This is a genomic window from Vreelandella lutescens (assembly GCF_014640815.1).
Classification (GTDB): domain Bacteria; phylum Pseudomonadota; class Gammaproteobacteria; order Pseudomonadales; family Halomonadaceae; genus Vreelandella; species Vreelandella lutescens.
The window spans coordinates 24,189-47,721 of record NZ_BMHM01000003.1; the positions used below are offsets into that span (position 1 = coordinate 24,189).

The 23,533-nt window shown below is 57.8% G+C and carries 17 protein-coding genes; 6 read left to right on the forward strand and 11 right to left on the reverse strand.

Going from position 1 to position 23,533, the window contains the following annotated elements; translation table 11 throughout:
• Window positions 1-25 precede the first annotated feature (25 nt).
• Both speA and IEW65_RS07715 read right to left on the reverse strand, forming a co-directional pair.
• Window positions 26-1,948 (reverse strand): biosynthetic arginine decarboxylase, encoded by a 1,923-nt coding sequence (speA, locus tag IEW65_RS07710; protein ID WP_188638917.1) that lies wholly within the window; start codon window positions 1,946-1,948, stop codon window positions 26-28.
• Window positions 1,948-2,904 (reverse strand): homoserine kinase, encoded by a 957-nt coding sequence (locus tag IEW65_RS07715; RefSeq protein WP_188638918.1) that lies wholly within the window; start codon window positions 2,902-2,904, stop codon window positions 1,948-1,950. Before IEW65_RS07715 ends, speA begins: the two co-directional genes overlap by 1 nt.
• 174 nt (window positions 2,905-3,078) lie before the next feature.
• Here IEW65_RS07715 and polA point away from each other — a divergent pair, with 174 nt between their 5' ends.
• Entirely contained in the window at window positions 3,079-5,844 is a 2,766-nt protein-coding gene (gene polA, locus IEW65_RS07720) for a DNA polymerase I (protein ID WP_188638919.1), read from the forward strand.
• Between the two features lie 115 nt (window positions 5,845-5,959).
• Here polA and IEW65_RS07725 read toward each other — a convergent pair whose 3' ends face one another.
• Window positions 5,960-6,985: a Fe(3+) ABC transporter substrate-binding protein gene (locus IEW65_RS07725; RefSeq protein ID WP_188638920.1), complete on the reverse strand. Its 1,026-nt coding sequence runs from the start codon at window positions 6,983-6,985 to the stop codon at window positions 5,960-5,962.
• Window positions 6,986-7,209: 224 nt separating this feature from the next.
• Between IEW65_RS07725 and IEW65_RS07730 the strand changes: the two genes are divergently transcribed.
• Complete coding sequence (locus IEW65_RS07730) at window positions 7,210-8,307, forward strand: ABC transporter ATP-binding protein (protein ID WP_188638921.1); 1,098 nt, start codon at window positions 7,210-7,212, stop codon at window positions 8,305-8,307.
• Between the two features lie 5 nt (window positions 8,308-8,312).
• Here the strand turns inward: IEW65_RS07730 and IEW65_RS07735 are convergent, their stop codons facing one another.
• The 3 genes from IEW65_RS07735 to hisD form a co-directional block, all read right to left on the reverse strand.
• Window positions 8,313-10,016, reverse strand: coding sequence for an ABC transporter permease (locus IEW65_RS07735; RefSeq protein WP_188638922.1), 1,704 nt, complete (start codon window positions 10,014-10,016; stop codon window positions 8,313-8,315).
• Between the two features lie 171 nt (window positions 10,017-10,187).
• Complete coding sequence (locus tag IEW65_RS07740) at window positions 10,188-10,940, reverse strand: SDR family NAD(P)-dependent oxidoreductase (protein ID WP_188638923.1); 753 nt, start codon at window positions 10,938-10,940, stop codon at window positions 10,188-10,190.
• Complete coding sequence (gene hisD / locus IEW65_RS07745) at window positions 10,937-12,247, reverse strand: histidinol dehydrogenase (protein WP_188638924.1); 1,311 nt, start codon at window positions 12,245-12,247, stop codon at window positions 10,937-10,939. The genes IEW65_RS07740 and hisD overlap by 4 nt, the downstream gene beginning before the upstream one ends.
• Window positions 12,248-12,456: 209 nt before the next feature.
• Between hisD and IEW65_RS07750 the strand changes: the two genes are divergently transcribed.
• Window positions 12,457-13,395 (forward strand): 3-hydroxyacyl-CoA dehydrogenase, encoded by a 939-nt coding sequence (locus IEW65_RS07750; protein ID WP_188638925.1) that lies wholly within the window; start codon window positions 12,457-12,459, stop codon window positions 13,393-13,395.
• A 45-nt stretch (window positions 13,396-13,440) separates the two neighbouring features.
• Window positions 13,441-14,448 (forward strand): LacI family DNA-binding transcriptional regulator, encoded by a 1,008-nt coding sequence (locus IEW65_RS07755; RefSeq protein WP_188638926.1) that lies wholly within the window; start codon window positions 13,441-13,443, stop codon window positions 14,446-14,448.
• A gap of 82 nt (window positions 14,449-14,530) precedes the next feature.
• Here the strand turns inward: IEW65_RS07755 and IEW65_RS07760 are convergent, their stop codons facing one another.
• The 3 genes from IEW65_RS07760 to dctP form a co-directional block, all read right to left on the reverse strand.
• Window positions 14,531-15,862 (reverse strand): TRAP transporter large permease, encoded by a 1,332-nt coding sequence (locus IEW65_RS07760; protein ID WP_188638927.1) that lies wholly within the window; start codon window positions 15,860-15,862, stop codon window positions 14,531-14,533.
• On the reverse strand, window positions 15,859-16,362 hold the full coding sequence (locus IEW65_RS07765; protein WP_188638928.1) for a TRAP transporter small permease subunit: 504 nt from the start codon (window positions 16,360-16,362) through the stop codon (window positions 15,859-15,861). The genes IEW65_RS07760 and IEW65_RS07765 overlap by 4 nt, the downstream gene beginning before the upstream one ends.
• 62 nt (window positions 16,363-16,424) lie before the next feature.
• On the reverse strand, window positions 16,425-17,528 hold the full coding sequence (dctP, locus tag IEW65_RS07770; protein ID WP_188638929.1) for a TRAP transporter substrate-binding protein DctP: 1,104 nt from the start codon (window positions 17,526-17,528) through the stop codon (window positions 16,425-16,427).
• A gap of 332 nt (window positions 17,529-17,860) precedes the next feature.
• On the opposite strand from dctP, the gene IEW65_RS07775 reads away from it, so the two are divergent.
• Window positions 17,861-20,062, forward strand: coding sequence for a tRNA(Met) cytidine acetyltransferase TmcA (locus tag IEW65_RS07775; RefSeq protein WP_188638930.1), 2,202 nt, complete (start codon window positions 17,861-17,863; stop codon window positions 20,060-20,062).
• 32 nt (window positions 20,063-20,094) lie between these two features.
• The gene (locus IEW65_RS07780) at window positions 20,095-21,555 is read left to right on the forward strand and encodes an aminoacyl-histidine dipeptidase (protein WP_188638931.1); all 1,461 of its coding nucleotides are present in this window, start codon (window positions 20,095-20,097) and stop codon (window positions 21,553-21,555) included.
• Between the two features lie 87 nt (window positions 21,556-21,642).
• On the opposite strand, the gene IEW65_RS07785 is transcribed toward IEW65_RS07780, so the two are convergent.
• Entirely contained in the window at window positions 21,643-22,119 is a 477-nt protein-coding gene (locus IEW65_RS07785) for a Dps family protein (protein WP_188638932.1), read from the reverse strand.
• Window positions 22,120-22,309: 190 nt separating this feature from the next.
• Complete coding sequence (locus IEW65_RS07790; RefSeq protein ID WP_188638933.1) at window positions 22,310-23,443, reverse strand: glycerate kinase; 1,134 nt, start codon at window positions 23,441-23,443, stop codon at window positions 22,310-22,312.
• Window positions 23,444-23,533: the final 90 nt, after the last annotated feature.

The following is a 23,533-nucleotide window of genomic DNA, read 5'->3' on the forward strand; positions in this document are numbered from 1 at the left end:
CTATTCAGCCATCACTTGGAAAGCATTACTCCAGGTAAGTGTAGCCCTCTAGGCCTTCGCTCAGACTGGCCGCGAAATGAGCTTGTTCCTCTGCGGAGAACCCACTAGTGGCCAGCTGCTCGGTGAGCTTTTGCTTTAACACACGGGCATCAAAGTTCACGTAAGCCAATACGTTGGCCACTGAATCCCCGGCCTGTGGGTTAGAGAGTACCCACTCGCCATCTGCACCGAGTGCCGCATCCACAGAATCGGTATCGCCGAACAGGTTGTGCAGGTCGCCCAGAATTTCTTGGTAGGCGCCCACCAAGAAGAAGCCCAGCCAACGTTCGTCATCATTCGCCCACTCGGGTAGCGGCAGCGTGCTTTCCACCCCTTGTCCATCCACATAGCTATCGATGCGGCCATCGGAGTCGCAGGTAATGTCTTGAATCACCGCACGGCGAGTGGGCGCTTGATCTAACCCAGTGAGGGGCAGTACGGGGAAAATCTGTTCAATCCCCCATACGTCTGGCACTGACTGGAACAGCGAGAAGTTCACAAACAGCTTGTCAGCGAGCTTTTCAGCCAACTCATCCATGATTTCCCGGTGGGCGCGGTTGCGGGTATCCAGCTTGCCACGCAGGCGCGTGCAGGCCGCCATATAAAGACGCTCACCTTCGGCGCGAGCGTTGATGTTGCTTAACCCCAGCACAAAGCGGTCTTGCAGCTCACTCACGGCCTGCAGTAGGTCGTGCCAGGCTTCTACCAACACGCGGGGTTCTTGAGTGTCGGCCAGCTGGTCAAAGACGCGCCACAGCTCCTCCACCTGGGGGTCTTCTTCTTGGGCAGCCCGTTCAGGCGGGGTATCGTTCACGCGCTCTTCACCAATCACATTGGTAATCAGCACCGCGTGGTGAGCGGTGAGCGAGCGGCCTGATTCACTGATCAGGTGGGGCTGGGGCAGGTCGGCTTCCTGGCAAAGTTGGGAGAACGCGCTAACCACGTTACGGGCGTACTCTTGCATAGAGTAGTTCGCCGAGCAGTAGCTACGCGAACGGGTGCCTTCGTAGTCAATCCCTAAGCCGCCGCCTACATCGACCGTGTCGATGGGAGCACCGAGGTGCATCAGGTTTTGGTAGAAGCGTGCGCACTCCCGCAGGCCGCGCTGAATATCGCGAATATTGGCGATTTGCGAACCAAGGTGGAAATGCACCAGCTGCAGGCTGGCCAGGGCATCCTGGGCGCGCAGGGTATCGACCACTTCCAGAATCTGGCTCGCGGTTAAGCCGAATTTCGACTTTTCGCCGCCAGTGTTCTGCCACTTGCCCTTACCTACCGAGGCGAGCCGTGCCCGCAGGCCAATGCGCGGGGTCACATCTAGCTCGCGGGCCTCTTCTAAAATCAGCTCCAACTCGGAGAGTTTCTCGACGACGAGATAGACTTTGTGGCCAAGCTTCTCACCCAGAAGCGCCAAGCGAACGTATTCACGGTCTTTGTAGCCGTTACACACAATCAGCGAAGAGCCGCCATCGGAGAGTGCCAATACCGCCAGGAGTTCAGGCTTGCTGCCCGCTTCCAGGCCCACGCGGCCATTGCCACGCTCGGAGGTGGCCAAAATCTCCTCTACTACGCGGCGCTGCTGGTTCACCTTAATGGGGTAAACCGCCGTGTAGCCGCCCTGGTAGTCGACATCCTGCATGGCGGCATCAAACGCGCCACACAGCTGTTCTACGCGGTCATGAAGAATATCGCTAAAGCGCACCAGCACTGGCAGGCGCAGCCCGGCGGTTTGCAGTTGGCGAACAAGCGCACTGATGGGTAGCGCCGGGCCTTCTGCATCAATGCCTAGCGGACGCACCAGGGCTTGGCCGTGGTCGTCTACGTCAAAGTAGCCGCTGCCCCACTGGTCCATGTTCCATGTGCGGCGAGCGCGCACGGCGGGGCTGCTGGTCGTTGCCATTTCACTCATTAAGAAGCCTCTGGAATCGGAAGTGCGCCAAACGCGATGCGTGCTTTTAAAATCACACGGAAACGCTCAGGGTCGTGGGGAGTTAAGTCGTGTGCCGGTGGGTCTACGTAGACCACTAACAGTCGCGACAACCAATAGCGTAGTGCGGTCATGCGCAGCATGGTAGGCCATAGCGCGCGCTCATGCTCGGTCAGCGGGCGGCGTGCTTGGTAGGTGCTTAATATCGCGTTGTAGCGCTCGGCGTTCAGCGTGCCGTCTTCATTGGACGCCCAGTCGTTAATCACAATGGCGAGGTCGAACAATAGGTCGCCGGTGCAGCCATTATAAAAATCGATGATGCCGCCGAGCGTATCGCCTTTATACAGCGTGTTATCGCGAAACAGGTCACCATGCAGCGCCCCTTGGGGCAGCTTGCCATACTTACTAAACTCGCCTTCGAAGTCATCCACCTCGTTTTTCATCAGCGTTTGGTCGTCGGGGCTGATGTAGGTGAGCACTTTATGGTGTACGGCCCGCAGCCAATGCAGGTCGCGGGGGTTCGGGCGATGGCCAGGGAAACGCTGCGAGACTTTATGCAGCTGCCCAAGCGCGGCCCCCAGCGTTTGGCACTGAATAAGATTAGGAGCGCTGGGGTGCTTGCCCGGCAAACGCGGGAACAGCAGCGCAGGCTTGCCCGCTAAACTATGCAGCGCAATGCCTTCGCGGTCGTGAATAGTTCCGGGCACCGGTAGGCGGTGCTCGTCTAAGTAATCCAGTAACTCAACAAAAAACGGCAGCTCTTCATGCTCACCCTGTTCAAACAGGGTCAACACCAGCTCACGGCGGTCAGTCGTGACGAAAAAAGTGGAGTTTTCCGTACCGCCCGCCACACCCTGAAGCGCGACAAAGTTGCCAACATCAAATTTTTCTAAAAACGCGGCGACCTGTGCGTCGCTTAGCGGAGTAAATACAGCCATGAGAATCTCGCCCAGGTTGCTAAGCCCATTATTGTAGCGGCTTGGCGCGCGAGTTGGCAGCGTTGTGTCGGCAAGTGACGTGTCTTTACCGGGCTTTTCTGCAGCCAAAGCGTCGAACGCGTATTATTGGGGGAATAGACGTTCTCACTGTTTTGCTGACTATGGAATTTGGTTATGGCCCGTGCTCCAATCGTGCTTGTTGATGGCTCTTCGTACCTCTACCGCGCGTTTCACGCGCTGCCGCCGCTAACGACCTCTAACGGCCAGCCTACCGGGGCTGTGAAGGGGGTTATCAATATGCTCAAGCGGCTGATCAAAGATTACCCGGAAAGCCCGATGGCCGTGGTCTTTGATGCACCGGGCAAAACCTTCCGCGATGAGATGTACAGCGAGTACAAAGCCCATCGCCCCCCCATGCCGGATGATTTGCGCAGCCAAATCCAGCCGCTGCACGCCTGCGTCAAGGCTCTGGGTTTGCCGCTGCTGTGCATTGAGGGCGTGGAAGCGGACGACGTGATTGGCACGCTGGCCCACCACGCGACCCAAGCAGGCCGCGATGCGGTGATCTCCACCGGCGATAAAGACATGGCGCAGCTGGTCAATCGTCACATCACCCTGGTCAACACCATGAAAGAGGAGACGCTGGATGAGGCGGGCGTGGAGGAGAAGTTCGGCCTGCCGCCTGCGCTGATCATCGATTTCCTGGCGCTGATGGGCGACAAGGTAGATAACATCCCCGGCGTGCCTGGGGTGGGTGAAAAAACCGCCATTGGCCTGCTACAGGGCATGGGCGGCGGCTTAGACACGATTTATGGCGATTTAGAGCGCGTCACTACCCTAAGCTTTCGCGGTGCCAAAACGCTGCCCAAAAAGCTGGAAGAACACCGCGAGCAGGCGTTTTTGTCGTATCAGCTGGCGACGATTAAAATCGACTGCGAGCTGCCCGTAGGCCTGGATGATTTAGATATCGCCCACCCAGACCGCGAAGCGCTGGTCGAGCTGTATAAAGAGATGGAGTTTAAACAGTGGCTTGCCGAGCTGCTGGAAGGAAAAGACCAGGGCGTTGACGATGTCAAAGGTGGCGAGCCCGCCCCGGCAAGTGCCAGCGAAGAGCCTGCCGCTACCCCCAGCCAGCGCTCTGACCACGTCATTACCGAGCAGGCCGAGCTGGATGCGTGGCTTGAGAGGCTGAACCAAGCCGAGCGGTTCTGCTTCGATTTAGAAACCACCAGCCTCAACTACATGGATGCCGATATTGTCGGTGTGGGCATCTCTTTAGACGCTGGGGAAGCCGCCTATATTCCATTGGCCCATGACTACCTGGATGCGCCAGCCCAGTTAGACCGCCAAGCGGTGCTGGCCGCGTTAAAGCCGCTGCTGGAAGACCCAACCAAAACCAAGATTGGCCAGAACCTTAAATACGATATTTCCGTACTGGCGAACTATGACATTGCTGTCGTTGGGCCGCTGGCGGACACCATGCTGGCGTCTTACGTGCTCAACTCCACCGTGACCCGCCACGATATGGATTCGCTGGCGCTGAGGTACCTGGGTGAAAAAACCATTTCGTTTGAAGAGATTGCCGGCAAAGGTGCCAAGCAGCTGACCTTCAATCAAATTGCCCTGGAGCAGGCGGCCCCTTACGCCTGCGAAGACGTGGATATCACCCTGCGCCTACAAGAAGTGCTGCGCCCGCAGGTAGAGCGAGAAGGGCGCTTGGCACAGGTGTTGGATCACCTGGAGCTGCCGTTGATCAATGTACTGTCGCGCATTGAGCGTAACGGCGTAGCGCTGGATGCCGAGCGCCTGCATCAACAGAGCCAACAGCTAGAGCAGCGCATTCGCGAGCTAGAGAGCGAAGCCTTTGAGCTGGCAGGTCGCGAGTTTAATTTAAGCTCGCCCAAGCAGCTGGGGCAGATTCTGTTTGAAGAGCAGAAAATCCCGGTGATCAAGAAAACGCCCAAAGGCGCGCCTTCAACGGCAGAGGCGGTGTTAGAAGAGTTGGCGCTGGATTACCCGCTGCCCAAGGTCATTATGCAGCACCGTGGGCTTGCCAAACTGAAGTCTACCTACACCGATAAGCTGCCGCGCCTGCTCAACAAAACCACCGGGCGAGTACACACCAGCTACCATCAAGCGGTAACGGCCACTGGGCGGCTTTCGTCATCGGACCCCAACCTGCAGAATATTCCCATCCGTACGGATGAAGGGCGCAAGATTCGTCAGGCGTTTGTGGCACGCCCTGGCTACCGGATTGTCGCAGCGGACTACTCGCAAATTGAGCTGCGCATTATGGCGCACCTCTCAGAAGATAAAGGCCTGTTGGAAGCATTTGCCGAAGGTCGCGATATCCACACGGCGACCGCGGCCGAAGTCTTCGGCACCTCGTTAGAGAAGGTCACCGCCGACCAGCGCCGCAGTGCCAAGGCGATTAACTTTGGCTTGATTTACGGCATGAGCGCTTGGGGGCTTTCCCGCCAGCTGCATATTGATCGTAACCAAGCGCAAACCTACATCGACCGCTACTTTGATCGCTACCCCGGCGTGGCCCGTTATATGGACCGCATTCGTACCCAGGCAGCGGAAGATGGCTTTGTGGAAACCGTCATGGGTCGGCGTTTATACCTGCCAGAGATCCACTCGCAAAACCGCAACCGCCGCCAGGGAGCCGAGCGTACGGCCATTAACGCGCCGATGCAGGGCACGGCGGCGGATATCATCAAGCAGGCGATGATTGATGTGGATGCGTGGCTCACAGAAGGGGAGTTTGATGCCCTGATGGTTATGCAGGTGCACGATGAATTGGTGTTCGAAGTCGCCGAGGCACAGGTAGAGCGCTTTATTGAACAAGTGCGAGCGCGCATGCAGGCCGCGGCCTCGCTCAGCGTGCCGCTGATTGTAGAAGCGCAAAGCGGCGCGAATTGGGATGAAGCCCACTAAAGCACACGGCCTGCTTGCCAATAACAAACACCCCCCGCAGCGCTGCTACGGGGGGTGTTTGTGAGTGCGTTACGTGAGCCGCGGAAGGTGAGTACCGCTTAGGCTCGCGTCGCGCTTAACGCCAGTTAACGCGGTCGAAAATACGTACCGCTTCTGGGTTGTTTTCGCCCAGGATGCTGATGTTAATGTCGTCTTTAGCGAAATCGCCCCAAGACTCCAGTACCGGGTTTTTCTTAATACCGTCTACTACCGGGAACTCATAGTTGCGCTCGGCCAGCACTTCTTGTGCTTGGTCAGAGGCTAAAAACTCTAGGAAGCGAATGCCGTTTTCAGCGTTCTGCGCGTTGGCAACGAGGCCAGCACCGCCGACATTCACGTGAGTACCACGGTCATCCTGGTTCGGGAAGATAACGCCGACTTTACGAGCGGCATCGCGCTCGGCTGCATCGTCAGAGTGCAGCAGGCGCACGTAGTAATAGTGGTTAGCCACGGCCACGCCACATTCGCCGCTAGCGACGCCAAGGATTTGGTCGGTATCACCGCCTTCTGGGGTGCGGGCCATGTTGTTGACCACGCCTTGGGCCCACTCCTGCGCACCCTCTTCGCCGTGGTGTTCAATCATCGATGCCAGCAGAGACTGGTTATAGATGTTGTTGGACGAGCGAATGCACACTTGGCCTTCCAACTGCGGGTCAGCGAGATCTTCGTAGGAAGATACCTGGCTCGGATCAAAGTTTTCGCGGTTGTAGAAAATAACCCGTGCACGCTGGCTAAAGCCAAACCACATGCCTTCTGGGTGACGCATGGATTCTGGCAACCGCTCGTTGAGAATATCCGACTCAACGCTCTGGAACAGGCCGTCTTGCTCAGCACGCCACAGGTTGCCCGCATCCACGGTCAGCATGACATCAGCAGGGCTAGCCACGCCTTCGCGCTGCATACGCTCCATCAACTGGTTGGCGTCGCCTTCCAGTACGTTCACTTCAATACCCGTTTCTTCAGTGAACGCTTGATAGAGAATTTCGTCAGAGTCGTAATGGCGAGCAGAGTAGATGTTAACTTCGTTAGCGAGTGCGCTGCTGGCAACCGCGGAACCGGCCATGATGGCGGCTACGGAAGCCGTAAGACGTGCTTTTTTCATAAAAAAATACCCTAAATGTTTATGATAATAAGTTGCATTACCGCCAGGGGCTATTGAAACGCCTTGTTCGACGGAGGTCAAGCGAAATGCTAATGACACTCATCACTTTTTATGCATAGACGTGCATCTGGTGCCAATAGAAAATAGAATGCAAATAACTTTCAACCGTGTTCGCAATGGCAGCGCGTAAATCGGCTCTCAACGAACAAACCATGGGTGAACGAATGACGGCAACTGTGTCACTTTCTGAGGTGTCAGCGCCTGCATCGGCGCTGTCGCTACGCGGTGTTCAGCATACGTTTGCGGCCAATAACGTCGTTAAAGGCATTGATCTTGATATCGCTCAGGGCGAAGTCGTCTGCCTGCTTGGCCCTTCTGGCTGCGGTAAAACGACGCTATTGCGCATTGCCGCAGGGCTAGAAGTGGTTCAAGAAGGCACCGTTAGCCTCGAAGGGCAGGCCATCGCCGCCCCTGGTAAACGCCATGTGCCGCCGGAAAAGCGCAATGTTGGGCTGGCGTTTCAAGATTCGGCGCTGTTTCCCCATCTTAGCGTGGTGGAAAATGTCACCTTCGGTTTAAAGCATCTTCCTACGAGCCAACGTCGCGAGCGGGCATTAGAACTGTTAACGCAGTTAGGGATGGCCGATTACGTCGAAACTTACCCGCATATGCTGTCTGGCGGCCAGCAGCAGCGTGTGGCGCTGGCGCGTGCCTTGGCGCCTACGCCTAAGCTAATGCTGTTGGATGAGCCCTTCTCAAGCCTGGACGCTCGGCTGCGTGATCGTATCCGCGACGATACGCTGCACGTGCTGAAAAAGCTTGGCTCGGCCACGCTGTTGGTCACCCACGACCCAGAGGAAGCCATGTTCATGGCAGACCGCATCGCGCTGATGCGGGACGGCAAAATTATTCAAACGGGCACCCCTCGGGAGCTTTACTGCGCCCCGGTTGATCCGTTTGTGGTGACGTTCTTTGGCGAAGTGAACGAGCTGGAAGGCGTGGTGCAGGGGGGCGTCGTGCAAACCCCAGTGGGCGCAGTGGATGCCAGCTGGCTGCCAGAAGGTAGCGCCGCCCAAGTGATGATTCGCCCTGAGGCGCTGCGCATTAAAGAGCGCGATCTGCCTGCGGAAGCCCACAGCCATAGCCATGTGGTCATGGCGAAACTACTGGGTCGTACTAGCTTGATCCACCTGTGTGCCCACGGTGTGGATGGTCAGGAAGCTCACCTGCACGCACGGGTGCCGGGCGTTTTCCTACCCCAGGAGGGCCAGCCGATCGATATCGACCTCGACCACTCCCAGGTGTTTATCTTCCCGCGTTAAGTGCCTCACACCTCAGCTTGGCTGCCCGGCCGCGCCCGGCGCATTGCCAAGCTGAGGAGTATCACCGGTAAAATCCCCACCACCACAATGGTGAGCGATGCGGTAGACGCCTCTGCCAAGCGCTCATCAGAGGCTAAGCTGTGGGCGCGTACCGCCAGCGTGTCGAAGTTGAACGGCCGCAGAATGATGGTGGCGGGCAGCTCTTTCATGACATCCACAAACACCAGAATGCCGGCGGCCAACAGGCTGCTGCGCATCAGCGGTGTATGAATGCGGCGCAGCGTGCCGCCTGCGGTTTGCCCCAGCGTGCGCGAAGCTGCGTCCATACTTGGCGTTACCTTGCCCAGGCTCGCCTCAACCGCGTTAAACGACACCGCTAGGAAGCGCACCACATACGCGTAAATCAGAATAAACGCCGTGCCGCTAAACACCAGCCCAATGATTTTGTCGTAATGGGCGTGTAGCCAGGTGTTGAGCGCGTTATCCAGCCAGGCAAACGGAATCAAAATGCCCACGGCCACCACCGAGCCGGGGATGGCATAACCCATGGCCGCAATGCGGGTAAACAGCCGCGCACTGGGGGAGTTATGCAGCCGCACGCCGTAGCTGAGCAGCACCGCTAGCCCGACGGCAATCAGCGCGGCCACCGTGGCAAGGCTCAAGCTGTTCATGGCAAAACCGATAAAGCGCGTGCCAAACAGGCTGTCACCCGTTGTGATGGCCATTTCCAGCAGAATGCCGCTAGGCAGCAAAAAGCCAACAGTAATGGGCAGCAGGCAGGCCAGCGTTGCGCCTGCTGCGTGCCAGCCCTGCAAGCGATATTCAGGCAACTGCTGATAGCGGTTAGTGGTGTGGAAGTAACGACGCTTACCCCGCGACCAGCGTTCCAGCAGCACAAAGGCAATCACAAAGGTCAGTAAGCAGGCGGCAAGTTGGGCGGCGGCAATCGGCTCGCCCAGGCCAAACCAGGTGCGATAAATACCCGTGGTAAAGGTATCTACGCCAAAGAACTGCACCGCACCAAATTCATTGAGCGTTTCCATCAACACCAGTGAAACGCCGCCCACCAGCGCCGGGCGTGCCAAGGGCAACGCCACGCTGGCAAACAGCCGCCAGGGGCCGCGGCCCAGTGTTCGGCCCACATCTAATACACACACCGACTGCTCTAAAAAGGAGGCACGTGCCAGCAGGTACACATAGGGATAAAGCACAAACGTGATGAGCGTGGCGGCACCGCTTAGCGAGCGCACGTTGGGGAAGTAGTAGTCGCCGACTCGCCAGTCAAACCACTCCCTCAGCATGCTTTGTAGCGGCCCCGCCACTTGCAGAAAGTCGGTGTAGGCATAGGCGATCACGTAGGTGGGCACGGCCAGCGGCAGCAGTAGCGCCCACTCAAACAGGCGCTTACCGGGAAAGCGGCACATAACCACTAGCCAAGCCGTCCCGGTGCCAATCACCAAGGTGCCTAACCCTACCCACAGCACTAACCAAAACGTATTTGAGAGATAGCGCGGTAAAACGGTGCTGGCGAGGTGCTCCCACACGCCCTCAGTGGGCATCACGATATGGCCGAGCACCACTAAAATGGGCAGGGCGACCACCAGGGCAATTAAAAACAGTGCGATTGACCAAGGGTTAAGCGACAGCGTAAAGCGTGAAGCGAAACCTGAAAGCAGAGCCGATGGTGACCGGCGAGCAGGCGTAGACACGTCGTTGTCTCCTTGGACGAGGGGCAGCGTGGCTCGTCAATGCGAAAAAATAGCGGGTGCAAATAGTATCACTTGCGCCAGTGGGGTGCAGCTAACCCTCTAGCGATTAAAAAAACCCTGCTGGTGGGCAGGGTTCGTTGTAACAGGCGCTTTACGACAGACAGCAAGCGGCTAGTGTGCGGTCCAGCCGCCATCGACCATTAACGCGCTGCCCGTGACCAAGGCGGAAGCAGGGGAGGCTAAAAACACCACCGGGCCCATCAGGTCTTCAATTTGGCCTAATCGCCCCAGGGGGATGTTAGCCAGCACGCGCTCCTTAAAGCCGGGCTCTGCAAAGAATGGCTTCGTCATGGGCGTTTCAATAAAGGTCGGGCACACGGTATTAACGCGAATTTCCCTCGGGCCTAGCTCTACCGCCATGGCTTTTGTCATTCCTTCCACGGCAGCTTTAGAGGCGCAGTAGAGGCTGCGGTTGACCGCCCCCACGTGCCCCATTTGCGATGAGATATTGATCACACTGCCGCCCGCAGGCATATGCTGCACTACGGTTTGGGTAGTGAAATAGGTCGAGCGTACATTCAGATCCATGACCGCTGCATAGTCATCGTCGGTGATCTCGTTGAGCGGTTTTGGCCGATTAGTACCCGCATTGTTGACCAAAATATCAAACGCTTGCCCCTCTATGGCTTTCTTTAAAGCGGCGTGGTCAGTGACATCCAGAGCCAGCCCTTTAGCCTGTAATCCCGCCGCGCGCAGGGCGCTGACGGCACTATTTAACGTCTCTTCACTGCGCGCCATCAAGGTGACACAGGCACCCGCCTGAGCGAGCGCGCATGCGCAAGCAAAGCCAATGCCTTGGCTTGCGCCAGTGACCAGCGCGCGCTTTCCGGTTAACTGCAGGCTGGGCGTGCGCGGTAGATTCATGCATCCACCGCTGAAGCGTAAGGGATGTCTCGTTTACCGTAGCGGCGCACCCGCTCGTTGGCCTGTTCTGCGTGGCCTGCGAACCCTTCCAGGGTGCATAAGCGTGAACAGTAGCTGCCAATTTCGGCCGAGGCTTCGTCGGTTAATACGCGTTGGTAGGTGCAGGTTTTCAAGAATTTACCGACCCACAGGCCGCCGGTGTAGCGCGCGGCTTTCTTGGTGGGCAGGGTGTGGTTAGTGCCAATCACCTTGTCGCCGTAAGCGACGTTGGTGCGCGGGCCAAGGAACAGCGCCCCGTAGTTGGTCATGTTGTTAAGGTAAAAGTCTGGGTCTTCTGTCATGACCTGCACGTGCTCGTAGGCCATCTCGTTGGCGACTTGCAGCATCTCGTCATGGCTGTCGCAGACAATAATTTCCCCATGGGTTTCCCACGCTTGGCGCGCAATCTCGGCGGTGGGCAGCTTTTGTAGCAGCTCTTCAATGGCCGCTAAGGTGTCCTGTGCCAGCTTTTCAGAGTTGGTGAGTAGCGCTGCCGGTGAGGTAGGGCCGTGTTCTGCTTGCCCGAGCAGGTCGGTGGCACACAGCAGGCCGTCGACGCTCTCATCGGCAATTACCAGCGTTTCGGTGGGGCCTGCAAACAGGTCAATACCCACACGGCCATACAGCTGGCGCTTAGCTTCGGCAACAAACGCATTACCTGGCCCTACCAGCATATCCACCGGCTCGATAGTGTCGGTGCCAATCGCCATCGCACCAACGGCCTGCACGCCGCCCAGCACGAATATCTCATCGGCACCGGCCAAATGCATCGCCGCTACAATCGCAGGGTGCGGTTTGCCCTTGTAAGGCGGGGCTGCCGCAATGACGCGCTTTACGCCGGCTATTTTGGCGGTGAGAACGCTCATATGGGCTGACGCCACCATGGGGTAAGCACCGCCAGGGATATAGCAGCCCACTGCGTTGATCGGCACATGCTTGTGACCAAGGATGACGCCTGGGCGGGTCTCAATTTCCACCGGCTGCATGGAAGCCAGCTGGGCCTCAGCGAAACGGCGGATTTGCGCCTGGGCAAAGCGGATATCTTCCAAATCGCGCTCGGCAACTTGGCTCATGGCGTGGGCAATATCGGCCTCGCTGAGGCGGAAGCTTTCAGGTGACCAGTGATCAAATTTTTCTGATAAGTCGCGCACGGCGTGGTCGCCGCGGGCTTGAATATCGGCCAAGGTTTTTTCTACGGTTTCGCGTACTTGGCGGTCAGCTTCGGCGCGGGTTTCAACGGAAGCACCGGTTTTGAGGTGGCGAATCATAAAGGCTCCTTATTGGTATTGTGGTCGTCGCAGGAAGGCGAAGGAATAACGGCCAGCCTTGTTATGTAAAGCGCTTGAGTGCTGGCATAGCGTAAGGCTAGGCGCTGTTGCATACGAATGCAAATGCTTTGTTGCCATGCTATGTTGAAAGGCGACAGCCGGCGCTTAACGGGCCGTTATTCATACAATGCTAATAATAGGGGTAGACCATGACGATGCACGTTGCTGTAGTAGGGGCTGGGCTCATTGGGCGGGGCTGGGCGATGGTATTTGCTCGGGCAGGTGTGTCTGTGCGGCTATACGATGTAGATGCCGCGCAGCTTGGGCGTGCTAGTGAGCGAATCGCTACATCGCTGCAAGACCTTCATCAGGCTGGATTAATTGATGAGGAGCCTGAGGCTATTTTGGCACGGATTGAGTGTCAGCCAGAGCTAGCTCGCGCCTTGGTTGGGGTGGCGTATGTGCAAGAGTGCGGGCCGGAAAATGTAGCGGTTAAGCAGGCGATGTATACGCAGTTAGAAGCGGCGGTAGAGGCGAGAACTATTTTAGCGAGCTCAACGTCAGGCATCGTCGCGTCACAGTTTACAGGCCATTTAGCGCACCCTGAGCGCTGCCTGGTGGCGCATCCTGTGAACCCGCCTTACCTGGTTCCTTTGGTGGAGATAGCGCCCAGCGATGCAACAAGTGACAACACAGTAGAGCGCACCATGGCGCTGATGCATCAGGTAGGACAAGAGCCGATCCTGGTGGCAAAGGAGGTGCAGGGGTTTATCCTGAACCGTTTGCAAGGCGCGCTGCTCAATGAGGCACTGCGTTTGTTCCGCGATGGCTATGTGTCAGCAGAAGACTTGGATAAAACTGTGAAGCATGGCCTGGGGTTACGGTGGTCGTTTATGGGACCCTTTGAAACCATCGATTTAAATGCACCTGCCGGTGTGGTCGACTACGCCGCTCGCTATGGCCCGCTGTATCGTGATGTGGATACTCAGCGCAGCGAGGCTAACCCATGGGAAGATGAAACCCTCCAGCGCTTAGATAGCGAACGGCGAACGGTGTTGGCTGCCGATCAGCTAGCGGAGCGCCAGGTATGGCGTGACCGCCGCTTAATGGCGTTAATGGCCCATAAAGGCCAGCAGCCCATCGTTTGATCTTTGGCGCGTGCGCTGAACACGACTCCCCACGTAGAGGTAAATATGAAGAAGCGGCCGGTAACCTCACAGCAAGTCGCTGAACTGGCGGGGGTCTCGCAATCAGCGGTGAGTCGCTGTTTCTCACCGAAGGCGAGTATTGCACCCAAAACCAAGGCTAAGGTACTCGCCGCTGCCAAGCAGCTTGGCTACCGACCTAATGCGATTGCACGCTCGCTGATTACCCGCTCATCGCGCACCATTGCCGTGGTGATGTCTCAGTTAGATAACCCTTTTTATGCACAAATGCTGGAGTATGCATCTCGCCGTTTCCAGCAGCATGGCTATCACCTGTTACTGTTTATGAGCAGTGACGAGCAGGAAACGACCAGCGTCATGTCGGATATTTTGCAAAGCCAAGCGGACGGTATCTTGATGCTAGCCGCCACGCTCTCGTCCTCACTGGCTAAAGAGTGCGTGGCGCGGGGAATCCCTGTGGTGATGATCAACCGTACGGTCGCGTTTGAAGGCGTTAGCCAAGTCGCCAGCGATAACTATCACGGCGGATATTGGGTAGGGTGCCATTTGGTGGAAAGCGGCTGCGAGCGCATCGCATTTTTGGCAGGTTTGGCAGACTCCTCCACCAGTAGCCAGCGGCGGCAAGGGTTTCTAGATGCACTGGCCGAGCACGGTGCGGCCTGTTGGGCTGAGGCCATCGGCGACTATGACTTTGCCACCGCCCAAGCCGCCACTCGCGCGCTCTTTAGTCGCGATGTTTACCCTGATGCGGTGTTTGCTGCCAACGACCATATGGCCATTGCGGTCATCGACACGTTGAAAGCGGAGCTAGGCCTGCAGGTGCCTCAGGATGTGGCAGTGGTAGGGTTCGATAACATTCCTGTTGCCGCTTGGCCCAGCTATCAGCTCACCACGGTGCAGCAACCGATTGAAGCCATGGTCGACGAAGCCACCGCGTTACTGCTGGGGCAGATTGCCAGCGGGCAGGTGACCGGCGAGCGCAAGGTATTGCCAGTAACACCCATTGTGCGAGCCAGTGCCGTGTCTGGCACATAAGCGGCGTAACCGACTGATACAACTACGCCGCCTTGTCTTCACAAGGCGGCGTTTAAAGGTGCTGCAAAGGTAGTGGCGTCGTTTAGCCTAGCAGCATGCTGGGTAGCCCCGTGACGAGCCACGGGAAGAAGGCCATCAGTAGGCAGGCCAGTAGAATGAGCGCCACAAAGGGAATCACTGCTTTGTACAGGTCGACAATTTCAACGCCAGGCGGTGCTACCCCTTTGAGATAGAACAGCGCATAGCCGAACGGTGGCGTCAGGAAGGATGTTTGCAGCACAACAGCCACCATCACAACGAACCACAGCGGGTCGACACCCATCTGTTGCACAATGGGCAGCATAATGGGGAAGCTCAGCAGTACGATGCCCGTCCAATCCAGGAACATGCCCAGAATAAACACCAGGAACAGCATCATAATCAGCGCGCCGGTGGTGCCGCCGGGCATAGCAAGCAGTAGATCTTGAATCACCTGCATACCGCCGCCCCGTGAGAAGACCCCAGTGAACGCTGTGGCACCCACTAACACCAGCATCACCATCGTGGTGGTTTTGCCCGCTTCAATCAGTGTGTGGTAGCAAGTGGTTATTTTGCGATCGCCAAAAATCATGAACAAGATAAAGGCGATAAAGACCCCGATGGCAGATGCTTCAGTGGCCGTCGCAATGCCGGTAAACAGTGCGCCTAGTACACCCAGGATGAGTGACATGGGCGGCACTACATATTTGCCCAGCATAATCAGCAGCTGTTTCGTGCTCACTTCTGCGCGCTCTTCTTTGGGCACAGGAGGGCCGTAAGAGGGTTTGAAGTGACAGATTAGCAGCACGTAAAGAGCGTACATAACACCCAGCATCAGGCCGGGGATCATTGCCCCAGCGAAGAGTGCCCCAACGGACACCGGGGAGTAGCTGGCCATCAAAATAAGCATGATGCTGGGCGGGATCAGGATGCCCAAGCAGCCGCTGGCCATAATGACGCCCGCGCTTAGCTCTTTGTTGTAGCCATATTTGAGCATTGGCACCAGGGCGATCATGCCCATGACGGCAATCGAGGCACCCACAATACCCGTGGTGGCTGCCAGCAGTACCGAGACGATGACCACGGTGAGTGCGAGGCCGCCACGCAGGTTGGCGAGCAGCAGGCGCATGGCGTCAAACATTTTCTCAGTGACCCCCGAGTCATTGAGAAACCTAGCCATTAAGACAAATAAGGGAATCGCCACTAGGACGTAGTTGTCCATGGCGTTACCGAAAATATTGTTAATCAACGTGCCCAGCACGCGCTCTCCAGGGCCTAGGAAAGCACCAATCACCGCCACACCACCCAGCACGAATGCCAGTGGATGGCCCATGAAAAGACCAATTAGCAGCCCACCAAACATAACGAGCGCCAGCAGTTCAGGACTTAAGTTCATGCTGATTCCTCCTCGCGCAGTTGGATAATCGCACGCAGCACAATGGCAATCGCCTGTAGCAGAATCAGCGCAGCGGCCACCACGATAACGCCCTTAATGGGGTAGACCGGGATAGATACCATGCCGTAAGTGGTTTCGCCGCGGGAAAAAGAGCGCTCAAAAAAGCTCCATCCATAGGTCAGTAGCATCCAGATGAACGGCACAAAGAACACGACATAACCGATCACTTCCAGCAGCGCCTGACGCTTACGTGATAGCAGACGCTTGAGCACGTCAACTTCCACGTGAGCGTGGTGACGAAGCCCGTAAGCGGCCATCAGCATGAAGTGAGCACCAAACAGCATTTTGGTGACGTCGAACGCCCAGTCGCTGGGGCGGCCAAAGAAGAATCGTGAGGCAATGTCGTACAGAACAATCAGGGTAATGATGGCAATTAACGGTGCGACAATACGGCCAAACAGCTCGTTAATTGCATCGATCGCCTTGGCAATCGCGTTCATGGAAGATCTCCGCAGTCAGCACAAAAAACCGCCCCGGTTCCCCGGGGCGGCGCAGAAGCGCCTTATAGGCAGGCTTCGATCTCTTCCAGTGAGGGCAGGTTATCCATGGTACGGCTCATGTTGAACGGAGCCGATACGTCACGCCATTTGGCGTAATCTTCAAGGTAGGTCACCATAGAGTGGTAAACCTTGGCGTGGTCAGGGTTTTCACAGGCACCGCGCACGATCACGTCGTTAGTAATCTCTTGGATGCGCGCCAGATCTTCTTCAGAGAACTGGTTGATGGTGATACCGGCATCAATAAATTTCTGGGTAGCGTCTGTTGATTCACGCTCAGACCATGCCAGTGACCACGCCATGGTAGCGTCGGCGGCAATGCGCAGCTTCTGCTGAGTTTCTTCAGACAGCGCATTCCACGCGTCAAGGTTGATCATGACGCCGAAGACGCTTGCCGACTGGTGCCAGCCTGGGGTGGCCCAATAGTTGGCTACTTCAGCAAAGCCAGCATTGAAGTCAACGCCTGGGGTAGAGAATTCACCCGCGTCAATCACGCCGCGCTCAATGGCTTGATACACTTCGCCGCCGGCCAGTGTGACCTGCGAGCCGCCTAGCTCTTCCAGCACGCGCCCTTGGTCACGGCCAGAGAGACGCAGGCGTTTGCCTTCCAGATCCGCAATGCTCTCAATCGGCGTGCGACCCATAAAGCCGGACTCGTTGTTCAACGCGGCGTAGGGCAGGTACATCATGCCGTACTGGCCGTAGATCTCTTCATAGAGCTCACGGCCGCCCCACTGCTGAATCCAGTTGATATAGTCAACGGCGTTAAACAGGCTGGTGGTGGTGGCCAATGGCGAGAATGCCGGGTTCAGGCCTGCCCAATAGCCTGGCCAGTCGCCAGCGGCTTCGATACTGCCTGTTTCGGTAGCGTCAAATACTTCGGTGCCAGGCATCAGCGTGCCGCCAGCGCGGAAATTGATCTGCACTTCGTCACCGGCTAGTTGGTTAACCAGCTCGGCCCAATGCTGATCCAGTTTGATCAGGTCTAGGTTGTCGGGCCACGTAGACGTCATGGTCCACTGTTCTTGGGCCTGGGCCGTGGAGGTAAGAGCGGCGAAAGCAACGCCAGCGGCAAGGCTGGTGAGTGCGAATTTAGTGGTCTTTTTCATTGTATGTTTCCTGGTACTTTGGCGGTTAGCGTTATTAGTGTTAGTGACCTGAAAGCAGGAAAGTACAGCGAGCAGGCTGACGTTTACGTAAAGTAAAACAACTCTGCGCTGCATCGCTAAGCTAGCACACTCCACCCGCTGCAACGCAATATCAGTAAATTAAGGAAGCTAACGCGAACGGTTGCATGGAAGTTCTTTAAAAATAGATTTAAAAACAATGATTTATATTTATTTTTTAAGCCTTCGTATGAGTGTTGAAGGGTGAGAAAACGTTGAAAAGCACAGGTTTGTTAAACCAAAGTTGTAAGATAATTCTTGCGTAAGGAGCTGCCATGGGTGGGTCACCCCCCGCTGAGTCCACCTCATTGCCCTGTGCGGCCATTGCTAAGCAGGCAGCGTCGCTGGTGCATTATGCCCATCGCTTGAAACGGCGCGGCTGGCGTGGGTTTGTGTGGCTTGAAGGTACGCCTGAAAAAGCTCGTCAACAGGCGCTAGCGCTGTGGCAGGCCTACGACTGGTGCTCTCCGCTGTGGGTCGGCGACGCGCAGCAAGCACCCGTATCGCCAAGCTTGCCAAGCCGTAAAGCGCGGACACGTTTGGGGGCGGAGCATCAGCTTGTCATTATGGATGCCAGCGGCCATCAGGGGTTGGACCCCGATGCGCTAGGAGCGCTGGCCGGCACGGTAAGTGCCGGTGGCTTTTTAGTACTGGTGACACCTTTTGGCTGGGGCTGCCAGCCCGACCCTGACTACGCCCGCTTTGCCGATTACCCCTGGCAGTGGGAGGCACTTAGCGCGCATTACTTAGCGCGTCTGGCCCGCCAGTTGGATGATGCCCACGCGGTGATACGCTGGTCGGTTGATGGCTGCGTGGTGTTACCGGCGCTGAGTCCGCGGCTTTCGCAGCAGGCACAGTGGGACGATGCTGATTGCTTAACCGCGGACCAAGCCCACGCCGTGAGTGCGCTGGTGAAGCTCAAACGCCGTCGGCCGTTGGTGATCACCGCTGACCGTGGCCGAGGTAAAAGTGCCGCCTTGGGCATCGCTTGCGCCCGACTGCTGCGCCAACGCGATGTACAGCTCATCATCACCGCTCCAAGGCTCAGCGCGGTGGAGAGTGTCTTTGCCCGCGTGGCGGCGCTGTGCCCGGATGCTCAGCGTGATCACATGGGTGATATCGCGCTAACCAATGGCAGCCGACTGCGGTTTCTACCTCCCGATGTGCTGACTGAGCAGGTGGCACAAGGCTCGCTGGGGGGCAGCGGTAGCACGCTGCTTGTGGATGAGGCAGCCGCCATTCCTGCGGCGTTGTTAGCCCCCTGGCTGGATGCTTTCCCGCGCATTGCGTTTGCCACCACAGTACATGGCTACGAAGGCTCGGGGCGCGGCTTTGCGCTGCGCTTTCGCGACGTGCTAGAGCGTAAAGCGCCCCAGTGGCGTGAGCTGACCCTGCAAACGCCGATACGCTGGTCAGCAGGTGATCCATTAGAAGCGGTGACACAGCGTGTACTGTTATTAGATGCACCGCTGCCTAACGCTGAGCCAAGTCATGGCGAACGGCGGCCCACCGTGGTGCTCCACCAAGCATCGTTGGCCGAGCAGGACGTGCTGCTCGAAAAACTGTTTGGCCTATTAGTACAGTCTCACTACCGCACCACGCCGAGTGATTTACGCCAGTTGTTGGATGGCCCCGGTACGGCGCTGCGCGTGGTGCTAGATGCGCATCAGACAGACCCCCAGGCAGTCTTGGTGACCCGCGAAGAGGGCGGCTTTGATGCAGCCCTTGCCGATCAGGTCGCACGGGGGGAGCGCAGGCCTCAGGGGCATTTGTTAGCGCAGTCGCTGGCAGCGCATAGCGGGATTCGTGGCGCGCTGACAGCCCGCTGGCGGCGAGTGGCGCGCATCGCCACCCACCCCCAGAGCCGTCGCGAAGGGCTGGGTCGGCAGCTGTTGGAAGAGGATATTGCCAGCGCTGCTCAGCAAGGTATTGCGCTGTATGGGGCTACTTTTGGGGCCGAGGCAGGGTTACTCCAATTTTGGCTGGCGCTGGGGTTTGTGCCAGTGCGTTTAGGCATTACCCGAGAGGCCGCCACTGGCGAATACGCCGTGATGGTTGCCAAAGCGCTCAACCAAGAGGGGCAGTTGGTGCTGAGTGAATTAACCGCTGGCTTTGCCGCTTCGCTACCCGGTCTGTTGGCGTTTGAGTTGGCAACACTGCCCGCTCCGGTGGTGGCGCTGTTGCTTACCTCGCTCCCCGTCCAGCCGCTTAGCGCAGCCAAGCACCAAGCCATTCACGATGTCGCCTATGCCCGCCGCGACCCCGCCCTGGCTCGCCCGGCGCTGCAGGCGCTGGCGCGAGAAGCCAGCCAGCAGCCGCTAGGCGAGGCCCAGCAGGCGCATCAGCAGCTCGCTGCTTGGGCCTACCAAAATCAGCCGTTAGCGAAGGCTCAAAAAGAGGCCGTACAACGCTTACGTCAGGCTGTGCAGCAAGTGATCGAAGCATGCGTGCTTTTCCCCAGTGAGCCAGAGCGTTAAAGTAAGCCGGTTATCGATAATGAAGAGTTTCCATGAACGCACATCTAGCAGCGCTCGAACCACGTCTTGTGTGGCAGCACTTTCGCACCCTCTGTAATACACCGCGCCCTTCCGGCCATGAAGCCGCCTTGGTGGCGACGTTAGAAGCCTGGGCCGATGCTCAAGGGCTGGCCCACGACCGGGATGCCTTTGGCAACCTGCGCATTCGCAAGCCCGCAACGCCCGGCTGTGAAGGCGCGCCGGGCATCGTGATGCAGGGGCACCTGGATATGGTGGCCCAGGCCAACGCGGGGCATGAGCATGATTTTACCCGTGACCCCATCCGCACCGTGGTCAAAGAGGGTTGGCTTCACGCGGAAGGCACCACGCTGGGCGCAGATAACGGTATGGGCGTGGCGGCAATTTTGGCCGTGCTGGAAGACCCCGAGCTCACCCACGGCCCGCTGGAAGCGCTGTTCACCCTGGAGGAAGAGACCTCCATGGGCGGCGCGCTGAATCTTGCCGAGAACTGGCTGGAAGGCTCGCTGCTGCTGAATTTGGATAGCGAAGACCGCGGTGAGGTGTACATCGGCTGTGCGGGCGGTGCGGATGTGGTGGTCGACGCGCAGCTGCCCAGCGCCGCATTGCAAGAAGATGAGCAGTTGCTCTCTCTGTCGCTGACTGGCCTGAAAGGTGGTCACTCGGGCATGGATATTCATCAGCCCTTGGGTAACGCCAACCGGTTGTTAGTCCGTGTGCTGTGGGCGCTAGACGCACTGGATGCCCGTTTGGTGAGCTACCAGGGCGGCACGCTGCGCAATGCCATCCCCCGCGAAGCCTTTGCTCAGGTGGCGCTGCCCGCTGACGATATGGACGCCGCCTTGGCAACGGTAGAGGCGCTGGCAAAAACGCTTAAAGCGGAACTCGGCAGTGGAGATAGCGGTTTGGTACTCACCGCCCAGCGAGCTGAGCAGGCTGACGCTGAACCGCTCACCCGCGATGCCAGCGCTATGCTACTGGCCGCATTACATGCCGCCCCGTGTGGCGTTGAGCGCATGAGTGCAGACGTACCCGGCGTGGTCGAAACCTCCAATAACCTGGGGGTGCTTAGCGTTGAAGAGGGGCGCTTTCATCTTTGTGCCCTGGTGCGTTCGCTGCACGATAGCGCGGCCGAGGCGATGGCCGGGCGTTTCCAGGCACTGTTTGGGCTTATGGGCGCACGGGTAAAAGTCGAGAACGGTTACCCCGGCTGGGCACCCAACCCCGAAAGCCCGCTGCTGGCTACCTTCAAGACGCGGCACGCGGCGCTAATGGGGTACGTCCCTGAAGTAAAAGTGATCCACGCGGGGCTTGAGTGCGGCATTTTAGGCAGTAAATATCCCCACCTGGATATGATTTCATTTGGCCCGCTGATTCGCGGCGCGCACTCGCCGGATGAGCGAGTGGAAATGGCGTCTGTGGCGGAGTTCTGGGCCATGCTGCGCGATCTGGTGGAAGCACTGGCGAAGAAGTAACGCCGCATGCCACCCACCCGCAACAAAAAAACGGCACCGAGGTGCCGTTTTTATTCACTATCTGTTAACCAGGGCGGTTTAGCGCACTTATTTACCTAAATAGGCGTTAAGCATCCACACGGTTTTTTCCTGCTCGCGAATATAGTCGCCCGCTTGGGCAGCCGTGCCTTCATCATCGGCGTCAGAAGCTAACGATAGCAACTCGCGCTGCAGCTCAATCAGCGTTTGGTAACCGGTGAGCACGCCCTTCACGCAGGTTTTGCCATCGTGAACGTCTTTGTCTTCCTGAATGCTCGAGAGCGTCACGTAATCGCTGTAGGCGTGTACCGGCTTATGCCCCAGGGTGAGAATACGCTCGGCTACTTCGTCTACTTTGGTCAGCAGATCGGTGTAGAACTCTTCAAACTTGGCGTGTAGTTCAAAGAAGTCGTTGCCCTTCACATTCCAGTGGTAACCACGCACGTTCATGTAAAAAATTTGATAGTTGGCCAGCAGGTGATTGAGTTTCTCGGCTAACTGGCTGGCGCTGCCTTCGTGTAGGCCAATGCTGTTCATATCATCCATTAGGTGCTCCTCCATGGTTGGAGCCGCGCTCAAAAAGTGCGGCCATCAAATCGTTTGATCTAGTTTAGGGCGGTGAGCTGGCGACGGCTGACTCATCGCTGATGGATAAAGAGATGTAGGCGCAGGCGCGTCATTTCAAGGGGCATGCTCAACGTTACTTACTCAGCGTTGCTTACTCAACGTTGCTTGCTCAGCGGCTTGCCAGCCATAGGCTTGCAATGCTTTCGCAGCGATCTGCTAAAAGCTCTGCGGTGCGAGGCAGCGCTTGTTCCAGCGTCATGAGACCATCGGCCAGTGCAAAGGCGGCGGTAACGCCTTCTTCCGTGCAGGCTTGCCAGCCGTCGCCCAGGCTACCCGCGAGCACAATCACCGGCTTGCCCTGGCGTTTAGCGGCGCGGGAGACACCAATCGGCGTTTTGCCCGCTAAGCTCTGGCCATCTAGGCGGCCCTCGCCGGTAATCACTAAATCTGCATCGTTCAGCAAGTGGGCAAAATTCGCCTGCTGCATGATCATTTCAATGCCCGGCGTTAGCGTCGCGTTCAAAAAGCAGTGTGCCGCAAACCCCATACCGCCTGCCGCCCCCGCCCCTGGCAGCCCTCGATCATCGCTGCCCCGCGCTTTGGCAGTGAGGTCGGCAAAGTGGCCGAGCGCACGGTCTAGCGTTGCGACATCATCGTCTGTCGCGCCCTTTTGTGGGCCGAACACCGCGCTGGCGCCGCGTTCGCCCAGTAGCGGGTTATCTACATCCACGGCGGCCTCAACGCGCAGCTTGGCGAGCCGTGGGTCGAGTGTCGAAAGATCCAGGGTGGCAAGCTGCCCAAGCGCTGCGCCGCCTGGCGGTAGTGTCTGGCCTTGGGCGTCAAGCAGGGTGGCCCCTAAGGCCTGGAGCATGCCAGCGCCAGCATCGTTCGTGGCGCTACCGCCGAGCAGCAGCAGAGCATGGGTGGCGCCTGCGTCTAAGGCAGCGAGAAATAGCTCGCCAACACCAAAGGTGGTGGTGTGCAGGGCGTTGCGTTCTTGGCGGGTAAGATGCTGTAGGCCGCTGGCTTCTGCCAGCTCGATAAACGCGGTACGCTGCTCGCTCAGCCAACCCCAGGCGGCTTGGCGTGGACGCCCAAGGGCGTCTTGTACGGTAAGTGTGCGGCGCTCGGCATGGGTGGCGGCAATTAAGGCATCCAGGCTGCCTTCGCCGCCGTCCGCCAGGGGGCAGAGGTGTGTGATGGCGTTGGGCGCTGCCCGGTGAATACCCTGTGCCATGGCCTGGGCAGCCTGTTCGGCACTTAGGGAGTCTTTAAAACTGTCTGGGCAAAGCAGTACATTCATCGCACAACCTCCTTAAAACGTTGTCTCAGCGTGTTGTCGTTCTTTTTTATCTCTGTTTGCGAGCTTAGCGCGCTGCTTGGTGACACACCA